This window comes from Acetobacter syzygii, assembly GCF_000964225.1.
GTDB lineage: Bacteria > Pseudomonadota > Alphaproteobacteria > Acetobacterales > Acetobacteraceae > Acetobacter > Acetobacter syzygii.
In genome coordinates this window covers 1-15143 of sequence record NZ_BAMZ01000003.1, presented here as the reverse complement: position 1 = coordinate 15143, position 15143 = coordinate 1, and the positions used below count along the sequence as shown (strand labels likewise).

Below are 15143 nucleotides of genomic sequence, written 5' to 3'. Positions count from 1 at the left end.
GGTCAAAATCGCCAGTGCCCGCCGGGGCCCTATTCCACTGTTACGGATTTTGCCAGATTACGGGGTTGGTCGACGTCCGTCCCCTTAAGTACAGCGACTTCGTATGCCAGCATCTGCACCGGAATGGTTTGCAGGATGGGGGCTACAAAGTCATGCACGCGCGGCAGAACCACAACCTGTTCTGCAATAGCAGAGACCCGTTCCGCACCTTCTGTATCAGTAAAGACCAGCAGGCGGCCCCCACGGGCTTTTGCTTCTTGCAGGTTGGATAGGGTTTTATCAAACAGAGGTGTCGAGGGCACGCTGGCAACAATGGGAACGGTGCGGTCGATCAGGGAAATGGGGCCATGCTTCATTTCACCGGCGGCATAGGCCTCGGCATGAATATAGGAAATTTCCTTGAGCTTGAGCGCGCCTTCCATGGCTACGGGGAACATACTGCCGCGGCCAAGATAGAGCACGTCGCGCGCTTCGGCCACAATGCTGGCCATCTGCCGAATGGCTGCCCCTTGATTGAAGACTTCTGCCGCACGGCTGGGCAGGTCCATAAGGGCTGCAACCAGTTCCTCTTCCCCCAGTGGGTCCAGTTTGCCCCGTGCGCGTGCTGTGGCAATGGTCAGGCAGGCCAGAATGGTCAGCTGTGCGGTAAAAGCTTTGGTGGACGCGACCGAAATTTCCGGTCCGGCCACAGTACCCAGAATGACATCGCTTTCACGCGCCATGGTGCTATGTTCAACATTGAGCACGGATAGGATGTGAATGGCATCTGCCCGCAGGCTCCGCAGGGCGGCCAGTGTATCGGCTGTTTCCCCCGATTGGGAGATAAGCAGCCCGAGCGAACCCGGAGTAAGGGGCGGGTTGCGGTAGCGCATTTCACTGGCAACATCGATATCGACCGGCAGGCGCGCAATTTCTTCCAGCCAGTAGCGCCCGACCATACCTGCGTAAAAGGCTGAGCCGCAGGCGGTAATAACCGCACGGGGTACGGTGGCCAGATCAAACGGCAGGTCTGGTAGCGTGACCTTGCGTGTTGCGGGATCGATCATGCGCTGGAGGGTCTGCCCGATGACCAGAGGGTGCTCGTGCAGTTCTTTTTCCATGTAATGGCGGTAGCCATCCTTGCCGATGGAACCAGCGGTGAGAGCGGTAATCTGCACCGGACGTTCCAGCGGTGTGCCATCGAACGTCATGAATTCAGCGCCCTGAGGCGTAATCACCACGCAATCACCATTTTCCATATAGGTAATACGGCGTGTCAGGGGGGCCAGAGCAAGGGAATCCGAACCAAGGAACAGTTCATCATCGCCAAAGCCCACGGCCAGTGGCGCATTGTTGCAAGCCCCGATCATCAGCCCCTCATGGCCTGCAAAGATCATGGCGATCGCGTAGGCACCCTCCAGACGTTTGAGTGCCTTAAGAGCAGAATCCCTGGGGGATAATCCCTGTTGCAGATAATAATCTACTAACAGGGCAATGGTTTCGCTATCGGTTTCGGTTTCAAAAACCTGACCGGCGGCTTCGAGTTCCTGCCGCAGTGTTTCAAAATTTTCAATAATGCCGTTGTGCACAATTGCCACGCGTTGCGTGCCGTGTGGATGGGCATTGCAGGTTGTGGGGGCACCATGCGTTGCCCAGCGGGTATGACCAATACCGGTTTTGCCTGCAAGGGGTTCGCGTTCCAGCAGGCTTGCCAGATTATCCAGCTTACCGGCAGCGCGCCGGCGTTCTACGCGCCCATCAACCAGCGTGGCAATGCCAGCGGAATCATACCCTCGGTATTCAAGCCGACGTAGCCCCTCCAAAACAATGGGGGTTGCATGGCGTAACCCGACAACGCCGCATATTCCGCACATCAGCCATTTTCCTTTTTTGCTTTAAGGGCGTCTTTGAACAATTTGCCACGCTCTGGTTTGGTGGTCTGGCGCGCCCGGCCCAGAGCCAGCGCATCTGCTGGTACAGTATCGGTAATGGTGCTGCCTGCGGCGATCAGGGCATTGTCTCCTATTTCTACAGGTGCAACGAGCACAGAATTAGAACCGACAAAGGTGTTTTTGCCAATGGATGTGTTGTGTTTGAACACCCCATCATAATTACACACAATGGTCCCCGCGCCGATGTTGGTGTGTGCACCAACCTGCGCATTTCCTATATAGGACAGATGGTTAACTTTAACACCCTCGGCCAGTGTTGCGCTTTTAAGCTCAACAAAATTACCTATACGGGCATTTTCCCCAACGGTGGTCTCTGGCCGCAGGCGGGCGTAAGGGCCAATAACGGCACCGGCATGGACCTCGCAACCTTCAAGATGGCTAAAGGCGCGAATAACCGCCCCTTCATGCACGGTTACGCCGGGGCCAAAAACCACATTGGGTTCGACCAGTACATCGGCAGCGAGTTGCGTGTCGCTTGCTAAAAATACGGTTTCCGGGGCAACCAGAGTTACCCCATTATCCATGGCGTTCTGGCGCAGGCGTTTTTGGAGCGCGGCTTCGGCTTGCGCCAGTTCGCTACGGGAGTTTACGCCACGGAGTTCATCCTCCGCAGCTTCCACCGCACGGACCTGCGCATGGTCTGCAACCGCCAGATCCACAACATCGGTCAGGTAAAATTCGCCTTTGGCGTTATGGTTGCGCACGGCATGGAGCCAGCGGCGGAAGTCTGCTGCATCAGCGCACAACACACCTGCATTGCACAGATCTATGGCTCGTTCTTCGGCTGTGGCATCCGACCATTCCACAATGCGTTCCACATTACCCGCGTTGGCAACAACGCGGCCATAGCGTGCCGGGTCTGCGGGGCGCATGGCCAGCAACGCCAGCCCTACGCCGGGTTTACGCCGCTCTTCCAGTAATGCCGCAAGCGTCTGTGCGGAAATAAGCGGGTTGTCAGCATAAAGAACGGCAACATCACCATCACCAAACCACTGTTCCGCCTGTAAGGCTGCATGGGCGGTGCCCAGCCGGTCGTGCTGGACCACGACAGGGTATGGAGCAGCAACTTCTGCCACATCTGCCATGTCTGGCCCAATAACAACCACCAGACGGTCGAACACTTCTGCCGCGCTCTTCAACAGATGTGCGAGCATTGGCCCACCGGCAAGATGTTGCAGCGCCTTGGGGCGGGAGGACTTCATGCGGGTGCCTAGACCTGCGGCCAGAAGAACCGCTGTGGCTGGGCGGAATGAGGAATGAGACATCATGATTGATGCGGTAAGCCACGCTCCAGCATGTGTCAAACGTCTCGCCTATGGAAAAACTCCGTGCCAGTATCATAAAACTTTTCCGAAATTTACGAGGCGGAGGAACACCATGTCTGCTGTGCGTCTTGCGGTGTTTGATATGGACGGAACTTTACTGGATTCTTTGCCGGATTTAGCCGCGTGCTGCCGCGATATTCTGGAGCAGTGCGGACTGCCATTATTGTCTGATACACAGGTACGTACGATGATCGGCAGTGGTGTGCAGGTGCTGCTTGAACGCGCATTTAAAGCCAGCATGGACATGCAACAGGCAGTCACGGGCCATGTTCCAGACCTCCCTTTTTCTACCGAGGAGGCTGTCAGTCGCTTTATGGAGGTTTACACACCGCGTGCGACCCGGTTGTCCCGCCTCTTCCCCGGCACGGAGGAAGCACTGCTGGATTTGCGGGCGCAGGGCTGGGCATTGGCTGTATGCACCAACAAACCAGAACAGGCTGCACGCCGCATTCTGGCAGATTTTAAACTGACGGATTTATTTGCCGCCGTCGGTGGTGGGGATAGTTTTGTGGCGCGTAAACCGGATGTCCGGCACCTGCTGGGAACTATTGCCCAAGCTGGAGGGACCCCTGAAAAAAGCGTGATGGTGGGGGATATGCCCCCCGATTATCTGGCTGCTCAGGCGGCAGGTTGTCCGTTTGTGTTTGCCTGTTGGGGGTACGGCACGGCCCAGCAGGTTAGAAACCCCAGGCTGCAAGCCGCGACCATGCGGGATGTCCCCGCATTGCTAGCCCGCTGTATTCCGATCTGATGCAGGAGCAGAGTCCTGGAAGTGTCCATATTGGTGTGTGAGCTCCGGGGCCAGTTTTTGTGCCAGCACAATGTCAGCTTCTTTATCCACGTCCACAGCGGCTCTTCCATCAGAGAGGGGGAGCAACTCAGCTCTGGCGCTTGTGAGCTTATAGATGCGGGCATAAAGAGCCTGTGTGGAAAGGCGGCCCGTAATGGCACGCAACAGAATGCCCAAGCCCAGTGTCCACGCGACCCGCAAAGGGCGCTTGCGATTTTTTTCCACTGTACGCCACAGGTCCGCTACCCGGGCGGAAACCGATGTTTTGAAGTAAAACAGGTTACAGCCCGAGAACACCATATCCGTCAGCCGGATGTAGGTCCGCTTGGTTTGTGGCACGGCCTGCTGGATGGAAGCCTGCGTAGCCACACCCACGGCAATATCCGTCTGGGTACATGGAGCGTTGAGCAGCTCTTCCACCCATTCAGGCTGGAGGAGAGCATTATCAGCCGTGGTGACCAGCAGGGGGGTGCCAAACCGGGCAAGGTTGTCCAGTACGCTGGCACTTGGTCCCTCTGGCTTGGAAGGGATGACCTGCACGGAGGAGGGCAGGAGACCTTGCAGAATGGCAGGGTCTTCCAGACAGACGACAACCCGAGTAATGGCCGGAACGGCCTGTAGCGCCCGTACAACCCGCACGACCATAGGCACGCCATCAATCGGCAGGAGAGCTTTGTGAGAAACGCCCCCCGCTATTGCGACCGGGTCTGGTTTGCCCGGACGCGTTCCTGCAAGAACAAGAGCTGTTACAGCAGGGGGCATTGTCATGCTGCTGCGCGTTTTTGTTCAGGGCGGGCGCCATCTGGCCGATCGCGCGGAGGTGCGCCGGTCAGGTCCATGACCCATGGGTAGCGCGCGGCTTCGGCGACATCATAGCCCAGATTGAACACAGTGGGGCTTCGTGGGCGGGCTTTGGCATCCACGTAGTAAGAACCAAGAACCCGGTCCACCACAAAGCTGGTAATGCCAAAATTACCATCTTCATCATGGAAGTGGTGCAGCACGTGCCGGGCCTTCATGCGCTGGATCCATGCCGAGCGCGGCTTGTAGTTCAGATGCTGGATGCAATGGAAAAATTCATAAATGCAGGTAATGGCTACACCGGTGCCAAAAGCAGCTGCCGCCGTACCAAGACCACCGATCAGATATCCGATGGGGAGCGTAATAACGGCAATTGTTGGCAGGGTTGTAACAGGTGCACCAAAAAGTACATCCAGCAGATGCGGGTCCTGATGATGGTCAAAATGGATGCGTTTCCACAGGGCAGCAGTCCATTTGATCTTGTAGAGCAGCCGCCCGTGCAGGACGTAACGGTGCAGCAGATACCAGACCACAGGGTACACCAGCACCACAGCGACCATGGCACAGAGTGTTTTGGACCAGCCCGCAAAAAAATGAGCCGATGCAAAGCAACTGGCAAGAACAAGAGCAAAATAGAGCAGAATGGTTGGATACGTCAGATAGGCGATCCACAACTGCCGGAGATCCATCTTGCCCAGATCAAAACTACGGCCAGTTTTGAGGGAGGGATTGTTGAGAGTTCCGCTCATCGTGTTTCGTTCCTCAGAAGCACGGTGAGTGCTCCCAATGTAAAAATGATCAACGCGGGCACTGTTGCAATCGGAGGCGGGAGCAGACCGGCATTGCCCATGGCCCGCAACAGTCCCTGCACAACAATAAACAGCAGCCCGGCTCCCAAACACCATACTGGAAGCCAACTACGTGTCCCCGTGCGTGGAGGGATATAGATTACTGGCATTGCGATCAACAGTAGAACCAGCAGCGAGGCAGGGCGCAGGAAGCGTTCCATAAGCCCGGCCTTGAGAAAACCGGGGCTTGAATCGGAGGGAAGCTGCCCGCGCAGCATTCCAATAACCGTAGAGGTCGAGAGGGGCGCATTCCCTGCGGACAGGCGGATAAAGTCTTGAGGGCGCAGAGTCGTTTGCCACGGCATTTCTGCAACGTGGGGCAGGCGGTCGACCTTCTGGTTTTGCAGGTCAATGCCCAGACCATCCACATCGTAAAGAAGCCAGCCGTAGGCGCCAATATAATGGGCATTGTGCGCATGGAGGGTTTTAACCAGCATGTGCTGCTCATTGCGCAGGTAAATATCCACAGTGCCCAGTATGTTGCCACCATCGGCTACATGACCAACTGCATTCAGGTTTGTACCATCATGGAACCAGAAGGAATGGCCTTGCTCGGGGTGTGGGTCAGTACGATTCCACCATGCCGCCAGAGCCTGTTCGGAACGCGGTGTAATCTGGTCATCCAGCACAACACCAGCAAGGCCAATGAGCAACGTTGCAGGTACCAGATATTTATATAACCCGAAGGTCGATAGCCCCGCGGCGCGCAGAATTGCCATTTCGCTCGCAAGGGTAAGCTGTGTGAGCATAAGCAGCGCACCGATAAGCATACTCAACGGCAGTGCGCCAGAGAGCAGGAACGGCAAACGCATGAACGCATAGTTCAGGATGCCCAGCACGCCCTGATGTCGCTGCAGAATGGGGGTTGTCTGCTCCAGCAGGGCCAGAATTTCCAGCAGGCTGACCAGAACACCGCAGCAGAACAGCACACGGAACAGCAGCGCGCCGGAAAGGTAGCGCAGCAGAACGTAACGTGTGTTGGAGGTGGCTTTGCTCATCATAGGGTTTTCTTCATGCCGAGCGGGGGAGGCTTGCCTGTGCCCTGCGGGCACGCCAGAGCGTTAACGTGCCTGAGCGGTAGAGAAGCAGCGCCACGCAGAGGATGATAAAAACAAGGGCTGGTGCCCATATGATCAGGACCGACATTTTTTTGGTGGCGACCATACTGTGCCCGAACTGCAGAATATGGTCGAAACTGACCATGAGAATAAAGGCAATGGGCAGACCGGCATTGTTGCGCTGGCGTTTGCGCGACATGGCCAGAGCCGTTGCCAGCAGTGGAATAAAGGGAATGGTCAGGCTGCGGGCAAGGCGGAAGTGTAGTTCCGACCACATATGTGGCTGGGAGATGCTGCGGTCCTGCCGGATGAGATTACGGATCAGTTCTGGTGATGTCAGTTCCCGCTCATCCTCGCCTCTCTGCCGGAAAGGGGAGCGGTGGGCAGCGTGGGTCAGGTAGCGTGTGGAATGTTCGAACATGGTCAGGCTGGGCGGTTTGTCTTTTGAGTCAGAGACAATAATGCCGTCTTCCAGATCCAGCTGCACAGCGCTTCCATCTGGCGCAATGCGGATATGGCCCTTGCGCGCGGTAATGTTGCGTTCCTGATGGTCGGATGTGTCGTGGATAAACACATTGGTCAGTTCTGAACCACTTTGGGTCACATTTTCTGCAACCAGTGTGAGATCCGAGGAGGGGCGGGCAAACATCTGTGGCTGCAGGCGGGGTGACCATCCGGTATGGCTGGCAATGTAAAAAGCCGCACGGAAGTCATAGCGCGCATGGGGTTGAATAAAGCCGTACAGCAGAAAGGACAGAATACCCAGCCCAATGCCGAGGTGGATATAGGGCCGCGTTATCCGTAGCAGAGAGAGGCCACTGCTGTTGGCAGCGTCTATTTCCTCATTCTGGCTCATACGGCGCATAACGGCAAAAACCGATACGCAAAGAGCAGCAGGTATGGCAAGCCCAAGATAATGGGGCAGAAGCGCCGTTAGCAGTTCAACAAAAGTGCCCAGATTGTTGTTGCCCGCTGCCAGCAGATTAAAAAGAACCAGAAGACGCTCAAGCAGCAACGCCGTCATGACCACGGCAAGCGCTATGGAAAATGGCGGGATAACCTGGTTGATCAGGTAACGGTCTAGCGTTGTGGGCATGAACCGCTGGATCATGCGGCGTAGAGCGGACACGTTCGGCATAGAAGGTGTCATACTGCTGTTTTGGTTAAATGGCGATGCAGTGTGTAAACTTTGGTCGCCTGATTATCATGGATGGCGCCGTCTGTGCCGAGTGCCCTGCGCTGAACACTTATCTCCCATGTTCTGGGGTGAGGCGTGACAGTAATCCGGTTCCACCCGGCAGCTTTGTCTGGGCTGCCAGCAATATGGGAGGCTGAGGTTGTGCCAATAACAGGGATGCGTGTGCCCGGAATGGTGCAGGCAGTTGCGCGGTGGGAGTGGCCATGCAACACCATTTCCGCCCCTTCCTGTCGCAGAATATCCTGAAGAATGTTCAGGTCCACCAGTCCTTTACGTTTGCCCACCAGTTTGGCGACCGGGGGGTGGTGTAGCAGCACAATGCGGCATAAACCAGACAGGCCAAGGTTTTTTAGTGTTGAGGCCAGCAGATCAAGCTGGTCCTGCCCCGCCCGACCCGTGGCCAGAAAAGGAAAAGTGGGGACGGCCGTATTCAGCCCCACAAGCGCTACATGTTCACGGATCAGCACCGATGGCGCTTTTTCATTGTTTTGCGGGTGAAGCCAGTCAGTCCATAGAGCGCGTTTTTCTGAACTGTTTTCACGCACCATGGCTTCATGGTTGCCGGGTACAAGCAGGGTAGGGGGCAGATTTTGTTCTTTTAACCACTGCTGTGCCGCACGGAACTCGTCTGCCAGGCCCAGATTAGTCATATCTCCGGTTAAGGCTACCAGATCGGGACTGTTCTGGTGAATGTCCTGCATAACCTGTTCAAGTGCTGGAGGGACATGCACGTGTTTGCGCTTTGTGTGCCAGCTTAACAGGCTTAAAACACGCTTTATCCGCCATTCCCGCCATGATGGCAGGCCGGTCAGGGGCAGATGCGGGTCCGAAAGATGGGCAATAAGAACGCTGGCCAAAAAAATTACGTCTCCAGTCCGGGGCGCTGCCAGCGTACAGTATGTGACAAGCGCGCTCTGGCTCTTTATACCACTGAGCCGAGCCGGGGCAAAAGCACCGACCTTTCACATGTGCAATGTAGAGTACCTGAGTGTCCGACCATCTTGCCCTTATTTATAATCCATTCAGTCGGAAAAATCTGAAGAATGGACCGGATTACCTCAAAGCCATTCAGGCACTGCCGAATATCCTTTTTTACGCGCCTGATACACACGATGCCTTGCAAAGTGTTGTGGAAGACCTGCGTGCGCGCAAACCAGCCTGTATTGTTGTAGATGGCGGGGATGGCACGGTAGGCAAGGTGTTGAGCGCTTTGTACGCATCTACGTGGCCTGTTGAGGAATGGCCCCCGGTTGCGGTTTTCCCATCCGGCAATACCAACCTGATTGCGGCGGATGTCGGGTATGGAAAAAGAGGCGCGGAAGCGCTGCGCTTTTTGCAGGCTGAGCTTTGCTCAGGTCAGGCCATGCTCAAACTCAAGCAACGGTGCCCCCTTATTGTGCAGCGTAATGGCCATGAAGGGGCCGCGGTGCTGGGTTTTTTTGGGGGAATGGGAGCTTTTGGTCGCGGTATCAGCATTGCGCACCAACCAGCAGTGCTCAACCGTTACGCGCATGATATGGCTGTTGTGGCCACTTTGGCTATGACGGTTATGCAGCTTTTGCGTCCCCGCCAGCGTGCTGGCTGGCTGGCTGGAGCATTTGCCCGATTGACGTACGATGGGCAGGTTAGCAGGGTGCGGAACCATTTTATGGTACTTTGTACGGCCCTGAACACTCTTCCCTATGGTGTTTGGCCCTTCTGGCGGGCTGGCGGAGCCACTGTGCGTGGTATGCACTATCTGGACGTGGCCGCATATCCGCCCTCCCTTATGCGAGCTGTGTGGACCCTGCTGCGCGGTCGTGCGCCAGAATGGCTGCGTAGGACGCCCGCTTACCAGAGTGGTTCCGTGCAGATACTTAAGATACAGACAACAGACAGCTTTGTTTTGGATGGTGAGATTCTGGAACCCGGGGAGGAAGAGGATTTTACCATTCTGGCAGGTCCTGTTGTGTCCTTCCTTTACGCGTAATGGCAGGCAGAATGGTTATAACCGATCCCGCTACCCGGAAGATGGCGCTTAGTCAGGTCAGGCACAATCTGGCACAGGAACTGGCAATGCCAGTGGCACCAGAGGTAACGCTTTTTGTAAAACAGATGCTGGGGGCCGTAAGGCCAATGGGCGTGCTGTTTTACGGTTCTGGCCTGCGGAGCGGGATTGATGAGGACACGCTGCTCGACTTTTATATTATTGTACGCAGGCAGGCAGACTGGCCGCGTTCCAGACTGGCCTGCATAGCCAATGCAGTAATGCCACCTAATGTGGAATATCAGGAACTTAAGGTCGCTGGTCGGACCATGCGCGCCAAAGTGGCAGTTCTCTCGTTAACGCAGCTACATGCGTTAACTGGATTTTCTGCTGTGAATACCACGGTGTGGGCACGTTTTTCCCAACCGGTAAGGCTGGTCTGGCAAAACAATGCTCAGGCGGAACAGGTTATAACGCAGTGTATTGTTCGGGCCAATGTAACGGCAGCAAAATGGGCAGCTCTGCTTGGACCGGACAAAGCCAGTCCGATCGCGTTTTGGAACGCGCTTTATGCCAGTACGTATAAAGCGGAATTGCGTGTTGAAAATGGTCAGCGGAGCAATAGCCTGGTGGAGGCCAATTTAGATCGCTACAGGCATATGCTCCTGCCTTGCTGGCACATTGCAGGCATCAATTTTGAACAGGATGCAACCAGCGTAGCGCCCATACTATCAGTCCAGCAAAAAGAAAAAGCACAGCGCCAATGGCGGCTGCGAGCAGGACTTGGGCGTCCGCTTAACATTTTACGGCTGATCAAGGCTGTTTATACATTTAAGGGCAGTGCCCGCTATGCAGCATGGAAAGTCCGTCGGCATAGTGGAATGGAGATTGTATTAAGCCCGTTTGCGGAAAAACATCCGTTACTGGCCGCCCCCCCAGTGCTGTGGAAGCTCTGGCGGGGCGGAGCGTTTAGGCAACGCTAAAGCGATTCAGGCCGCGTTAGCCTGCATGGGAATACCACAATCCACAGCAGCTTGATGGAAAATAGCCAAAGTCTGCTCAATCTGTGCAGGCGTATGTGTTGCCATAACCGAGCAGCGCAGCAAGGGGCGGGAGTCCGGGGTTGCTGGCGGCAGGCTGAGGTTAACATAAACCCCAAGTTCCAAAAGCCTGTTCCACATGGGAATGGCTTGCTCCACGGTTTCCAGCGTGACCGCAATAACGGGGCTGACCCGTGTGCTGGCATTAAGCCCGAGATCCATAAAGCCTTTATGCAACTGGGCGGCATTGGCCATAAGCTGCTGGCGCAGTTCAGGATGCGCGACCATGTCTTCAAGAGCTGCACCAGTTGCCGCAATGACTTCTGGCGGAAGCGATGCCGTAAACATGTAAGGTCGGCAGTTCAGGCGCACCAGTTCCAGTTCCGGATGGTCAGATACGCAGTATCCACCAACCGTACCAAGACTTTTGGAAAAAGTGCCAACAATAAAGTCCACATCGGCCTCGGCACCTTCGGCCTCGGCTGCTCCTCGTCCGTTTTCGCCCAGTACGCCAAAAGAGTGGGCTTCATCAACCATCAGGTAAGCGCCGGTTTCCCGCTTGATCGCCGCAAATTCGGCCATGGGGGCTACGTTACCCGTCATGGAATAAATGCCTTCTACAACAATCAGTTTGGCGCTGTTGGGGGCATCCAGACGTTTCAGGCGTTTGTAAAGATCATCCGGGCTGTTATGCCGGAAGCGAATGATCTGTGCGTTGCCAAGGCGGCTGCCATCATAAATGCTGGCATGGCTATCAGCGTCCAAAAACAGATAATCGTCTTTTCCGGCCAGGGCCGAAATCATTCCCAGATTGGCCTGATATCCGGTGGAGAACACCATGGCATCACGCCGTTTGAAAAAATCGGCAATCTGGCGTTCCAGACGGCGGTGGAGAGACTGCGTTCCATTGGCAATGCGGGAGCCTGTTGTGCCAACGCCATAGGTTGCTGCCGCTGCCTGCGCGGCTTCAATCGCCCGTTTTGACTGGCTAAGGCCCAGATAGTTGTTGGTCCCGAACAGCAGGGTTTCCCGCCCTTCGATAATGCCAACAGTGGAGGACAGAGGCTTTTCAATGACAACGGCAAAAGGGTTGCGTCCACCAGCCGTAACAATGGAGCCAAGAGCGCCCGCAAGGCCCTCAAATTTGGAAAACAGTGAAGTCATCCACGCTTACCCTTTGTTCTTCAGGTCAACAATGCAGGCAGCAAGGTCATTGATCGTGCGAATATCCGCCAGTTTGTCGAGCGGAACCGACACGTCCAGACTGTCTTCCACTTCCATGACAAAGTTCATGACCGCGAGAGAGTCAAAAGCCAGATCTTCCATGATCTTGCAGTTGCCGTCGATGTCGCGCGGAACTTTAGGGTTGGCAAGAAGCTTTTGGATGATCAGCGCGGAAACGCTTTCAACGGTTTCGCTCATGTTGGGTCCTTCATCCTTTATGGCATTTTATATCAAGCCGAGCTTCTGCCCGCCGTGGCCGCGTTATGAGAGAAAAAACCAGATTTGACTAGCCTTTCCCTCACAGGCAGTGCGTTGTCATTGGTAATCAGGCAACTTCGGGTTGCTGGGCAAATGCCCCATTGACGTACATGGTACGGGCTTTGGCACGCGTGAGCTTGCCCGAAGATGTCTGCGGCAGCGTGTGCGGAGGAACCAGAACAACCGATACATCGACCCCGTGCAGCCTGCGGAACAGGTTGACAGTTTCGGTGCGGAGGGCTTCACGCGCTTCAGGGTTGGTCGTGCGGCACTGGACCAGAGCCACAATTTCCTCATGACTGTCTTTTTCAAGAGAAAACACGGCAACATCGCGGCTGCGGAGTGTGGGAATATGGGTTTCCGCCGACCATTCCAGATCCTGCGGCCAGATATTGCGACCATTAATAATGATCAGATCCTTGGCGCGGCCTGTAACCACAATCTGGCCATTCAGCATGTACCCCAGATCGCCTGTATTCAGCCACTTATCTTTATCAAGCACCTGAGAGGTTTCTTCTGGCATACGGAAATAGCCGGACATAAGGCTGGGGCCGCGAACGTAAATTGTACCGATTTCACGGTCCTTGAGTACATGCCCATCAGGGTCACGCACTTCCATGGCATGTCCGGGCAGAACGCGGCCGCAAACAACAAATGTGCGGCTTGGCGTGTTAGGTGTTGCTGGAGCCCGAGCGATCCCTTTGTTTTCCAGGAGGGGAAGATCAATGGTATCGGTTTCTATGCCGGTATCAAGCGGGACAAAGCTTATGGCCAGAGTTGCTTCCGCCATGCCGTAGCTGGCAACAAAAGCTTCGGCCTTAAATCCGGCAGGCGCAAAGCGCTCTGCAAATTCCTGAAGAATATGTGCCCGGATCATATCGCCGCCAATTCCGGCAACACGCCAGCAGGAGAGGTCAAGCTCGGCTGCGGCTGGGCGACGGGCACAAAGTTCGTAACCAAACGATGGGCTGTAGGCGATGGTGCCCCGGTTTCGGCTGATCAGGTCAAGCCAGACGTGGGGGCGGCGGGCAAATTCACGCGTTGGCAGCAGGTCGACCGTTAGCTGGCAGGTCATCGGTGTCAAAAAGAAGCCGACAAGCCCCATGTCATGGTACAGCGGTAGCCAGGACACGCAGCGATCACCAGTTTCGCGGACCTGCAAGCCATCATGGGCAATGGCTGCAACATTGGCCATTCCAGAGCGCTGGGATACACAAACACCCATGGGAAAGCGCGTGCTTCCAGATGAAAACTGAAGGTAAGAGAGGGCATCGGGGTGAACCTGCCCCAATTCCATATCGGGCACGGGCCGTGCCATCAGGTCACTGGGGGAGCCCGCAAAAACAAGGCCAAGCCCCTCAACAATTTCGTCCGTCCAGCCTTCTATAATCGCTGGAATAACCACAGCACTGGCCTGTGCACTGGTGATCATCCCGCGCAGGGTGCTCAGGTAAGCATCCTTGCCGCCAAAAGCGACTGGTAGCGGCAGGGGGGCGGCAACAAGACCGGCATACTGGCAGCCAAAAAATATACGGGCAAAATCTCCATCGCTTTCAGCCACAATGGCCACGCGATCACCCGTTTGCAACCCCATGCCCAGCAGACGCTTTGCGGTCTCAATAGCTTGGAGCCGTAGCGTGCGGTAAGGCAAGGCTTCAAGCAGAACGCCTTTGCCAGAATAAATATTAAACCCGGCCGTTCCCTGCGCAGCATAATCCAGCGCATCAGGGAAAGTCGCAAAATCACCGTAACGGCGCGGCTGTCCAGACGCGGAGGGAAGCGGCTGAAGCGTTGCTTCCGTGGTGGGTGCAGAGGCTGGGTTCATAATGTTCATCAGTTGGCCATTCGAAGAAAATCAGAAAGTGCGGCGGCGCCAACCGGCGCAATAAGTCCGTCCCCCAGAAGGTCGAACGTGAGGCGTATATAGTCTTTTTGCAGATTTATGAAAGTATCATGGCACTGGATGAACTGTTCAACATCATTCGGCAATGTATCGCCGTGTGTGATTGCGCAGGGCTTGTATGGGGTGCTGGATGGTCCGGCTATGCTTGAATGTGGCATGATATATTCCGCAGAAAATCAGGCTGAAAAGGCGTTTCCATGCAATGGCAGGATGCCAGATTATGAGGGTTCGAAAGCCCTGCAATAATATCGTGTCGTCTGCTCTCATACAAAGGGCAATTAAGGCTGAAATAAGGAAGATTGCGAGCTTGCAGGAGGAAACCTGCGGCTTAATCAAGCGTTAATCGTGCAATGGATGGCAATGTGGGTTCGCGATTTGTCACGCAGGTTTGGGAGCCTGATAGCGTCTATATAGAACCAGTGGCCTGAGTTAACATCGTGGATTGTAAAGCCTTTTATATCGCGCATCTTGGTTATCAGGGATGATACCTGATGATCAAAGTGTACAACGCGCTAGGCGTTGCATGGTAAGTTTTCCGGAAATCTAAAGTAACAAAACGTGTTGATGTTTTGCCTCAAATCGCCCCGAATTTTGGCTGGCGGGCGTTTGGTATGCGATTCTTCGGGGGTGCCGGGCGAGCAACGCGACGTGTTACAAATCAGGGCATAAAGCGACGTCACTTTATGATGGTAGCGTAACCGCACAACACTACATGCTTTGTTTTTGGAAAATGAGGCAAAATCGACATTGAAAGAAAAATTTCATTTTTTTTGTGATTAGTGATTGACGAGTGAGTGTTTG

General features: G+C 55.1%; 14 protein-coding genes. 3 read left to right on the top strand and 11 right to left on the bottom strand.

The window, feature by feature from the left end:
- Positions 1-29 precede the first annotated feature (29 nt).
- Both glmS and glmU read right to left on the bottom strand, forming a co-directional pair.
- Positions 30-1853 (bottom strand): glutamine--fructose-6-phosphate transaminase (isomerizing), encoded by a 1824-nt coding sequence (gene glmS, locus Absy_RS00225; protein ID WP_048852728.1) that lies wholly within the window; start codon positions 1851-1853, stop codon positions 30-32.
- Entirely contained in the window at positions 1853-3196 is a 1344-nt protein-coding gene (gene glmU, locus Absy_RS00220) for a bifunctional UDP-N-acetylglucosamine diphosphorylase/glucosamine-1-phosphate N-acetyltransferase GlmU (RefSeq protein ID WP_048852727.1), read from the bottom strand. The genes glmS and glmU overlap by 1 nt, the downstream gene beginning before the upstream one ends.
- 112 nt (positions 3197-3308) lie before the next feature.
- On the opposite strand from glmU, the gene Absy_RS00215 reads away from it, so the two are divergent.
- Entirely contained in the window at positions 3309-4007 is a 699-nt protein-coding gene (locus Absy_RS00215) for an HAD hydrolase-like protein (protein WP_048852726.1), read from the top strand.
- Here Absy_RS00215 and Absy_RS00210 read toward each other — a convergent pair.
- Genes Absy_RS00210 through Absy_RS00190 form a run of 5 tightly spaced genes read right to left on the bottom strand, consistent with a single transcriptional unit; the run spans position 3984 to position 8808 of the window.
- Positions 3984-4814, bottom strand: coding sequence for a nucleotidyltransferase family protein (locus Absy_RS00210; protein ID WP_084596752.1), 831 nt, complete (start codon positions 4812-4814; stop codon positions 3984-3986). The two genes, Absy_RS00215 and Absy_RS00210, sit on opposite strands and share 24 nt — an antisense overlap.
- On the bottom strand, positions 4811-5596 hold the full coding sequence (locus tag Absy_RS00205) for a sterol desaturase family protein (protein ID WP_048852725.1): 786 nt from the start codon (positions 5594-5596) through the stop codon (positions 4811-4813). Before Absy_RS00205 ends, Absy_RS00210 begins: the two co-directional genes overlap by 4 nt.
- Positions 5593-6693 carry an LptF/LptG family permease gene (locus Absy_RS00200; RefSeq protein WP_048852846.1) on the bottom strand — a complete coding sequence of 367 codons (1101 nt, stop codon included), beginning with the start codon at positions 6691-6693 and terminating at the stop codon, positions 5593-5595. Before Absy_RS00200 ends, Absy_RS00205 begins: the two co-directional genes overlap by 4 nt.
- Before the next feature lie 13 nt (positions 6694-6706).
- The gene (locus Absy_RS00195) at positions 6707-7903 is read right to left on the bottom strand and encodes an LptF/LptG family permease (RefSeq protein ID WP_048852724.1); all 1197 of its coding nucleotides are present in this window, start codon (positions 7901-7903) and stop codon (positions 6707-6709) included.
- Entirely contained in the window at positions 7900-8808 is a 909-nt protein-coding gene (locus Absy_RS00190; RefSeq protein ID WP_245614639.1) for a metallophosphoesterase family protein, read from the bottom strand. The genes Absy_RS00195 and Absy_RS00190 overlap by 4 nt, the downstream gene beginning before the upstream one ends.
- Positions 8809-8939: 131 nt before the next feature.
- On the opposite strand from Absy_RS00190, the gene Absy_RS00185 reads away from it, so the two are divergent.
- Together Absy_RS00185 and Absy_RS00180 are read left to right on the top strand one after the other, a co-directional pair.
- Entirely contained in the window at positions 8940-9920 is a 981-nt protein-coding gene (locus Absy_RS00185; protein ID WP_048852722.1) for a diacylglycerol/lipid kinase family protein, read from the top strand.
- 11 nt (positions 9921-9931) lie between these two features.
- Positions 9932-10900, top strand: coding sequence for a hypothetical protein (locus Absy_RS00180; RefSeq protein ID WP_084596748.1), 969 nt, complete (start codon positions 9932-9934; stop codon positions 10898-10900).
- A 6-nt stretch (positions 10901-10906) separates the two neighbouring features.
- Here the strand turns inward: Absy_RS00180 and spt are convergent, their stop codons facing one another.
- The 4 genes from spt to Absy_RS00160 form a co-directional block, all read right to left on the bottom strand.
- On the bottom strand, positions 10907-12121 hold the full coding sequence (spt, locus tag Absy_RS00175; protein WP_048852721.1) for a serine palmitoyltransferase: 1215 nt from the start codon (positions 12119-12121) through the stop codon (positions 10907-10909).
- A 6-nt stretch (positions 12122-12127) separates the two neighbouring features.
- Positions 12128-12379, bottom strand: a complete 252-nt coding sequence (locus tag Absy_RS00170) for an acyl carrier protein (RefSeq protein ID WP_025826198.1) — start codon at positions 12377-12379, stop codon at positions 12128-12130.
- A 127-nt stretch (positions 12380-12506) separates the two neighbouring features.
- Positions 12507-14273: a fatty acyl-AMP ligase gene (locus Absy_RS00165; RefSeq protein WP_095351325.1), complete on the bottom strand. Its 1767-nt coding sequence runs from the start codon at positions 14271-14273 to the stop codon at positions 12507-12509.
- A complete protein-coding gene (locus tag Absy_RS00160; protein ID WP_181015885.1) occupies positions 14273-14500 on the bottom strand; it encodes a hypothetical protein in 228 nt (75 codons plus the stop codon). Before Absy_RS00160 ends, Absy_RS00165 begins: the two co-directional genes overlap by 1 nt.
- Positions 14501-15143 lie beyond the last annotated feature (643 nt).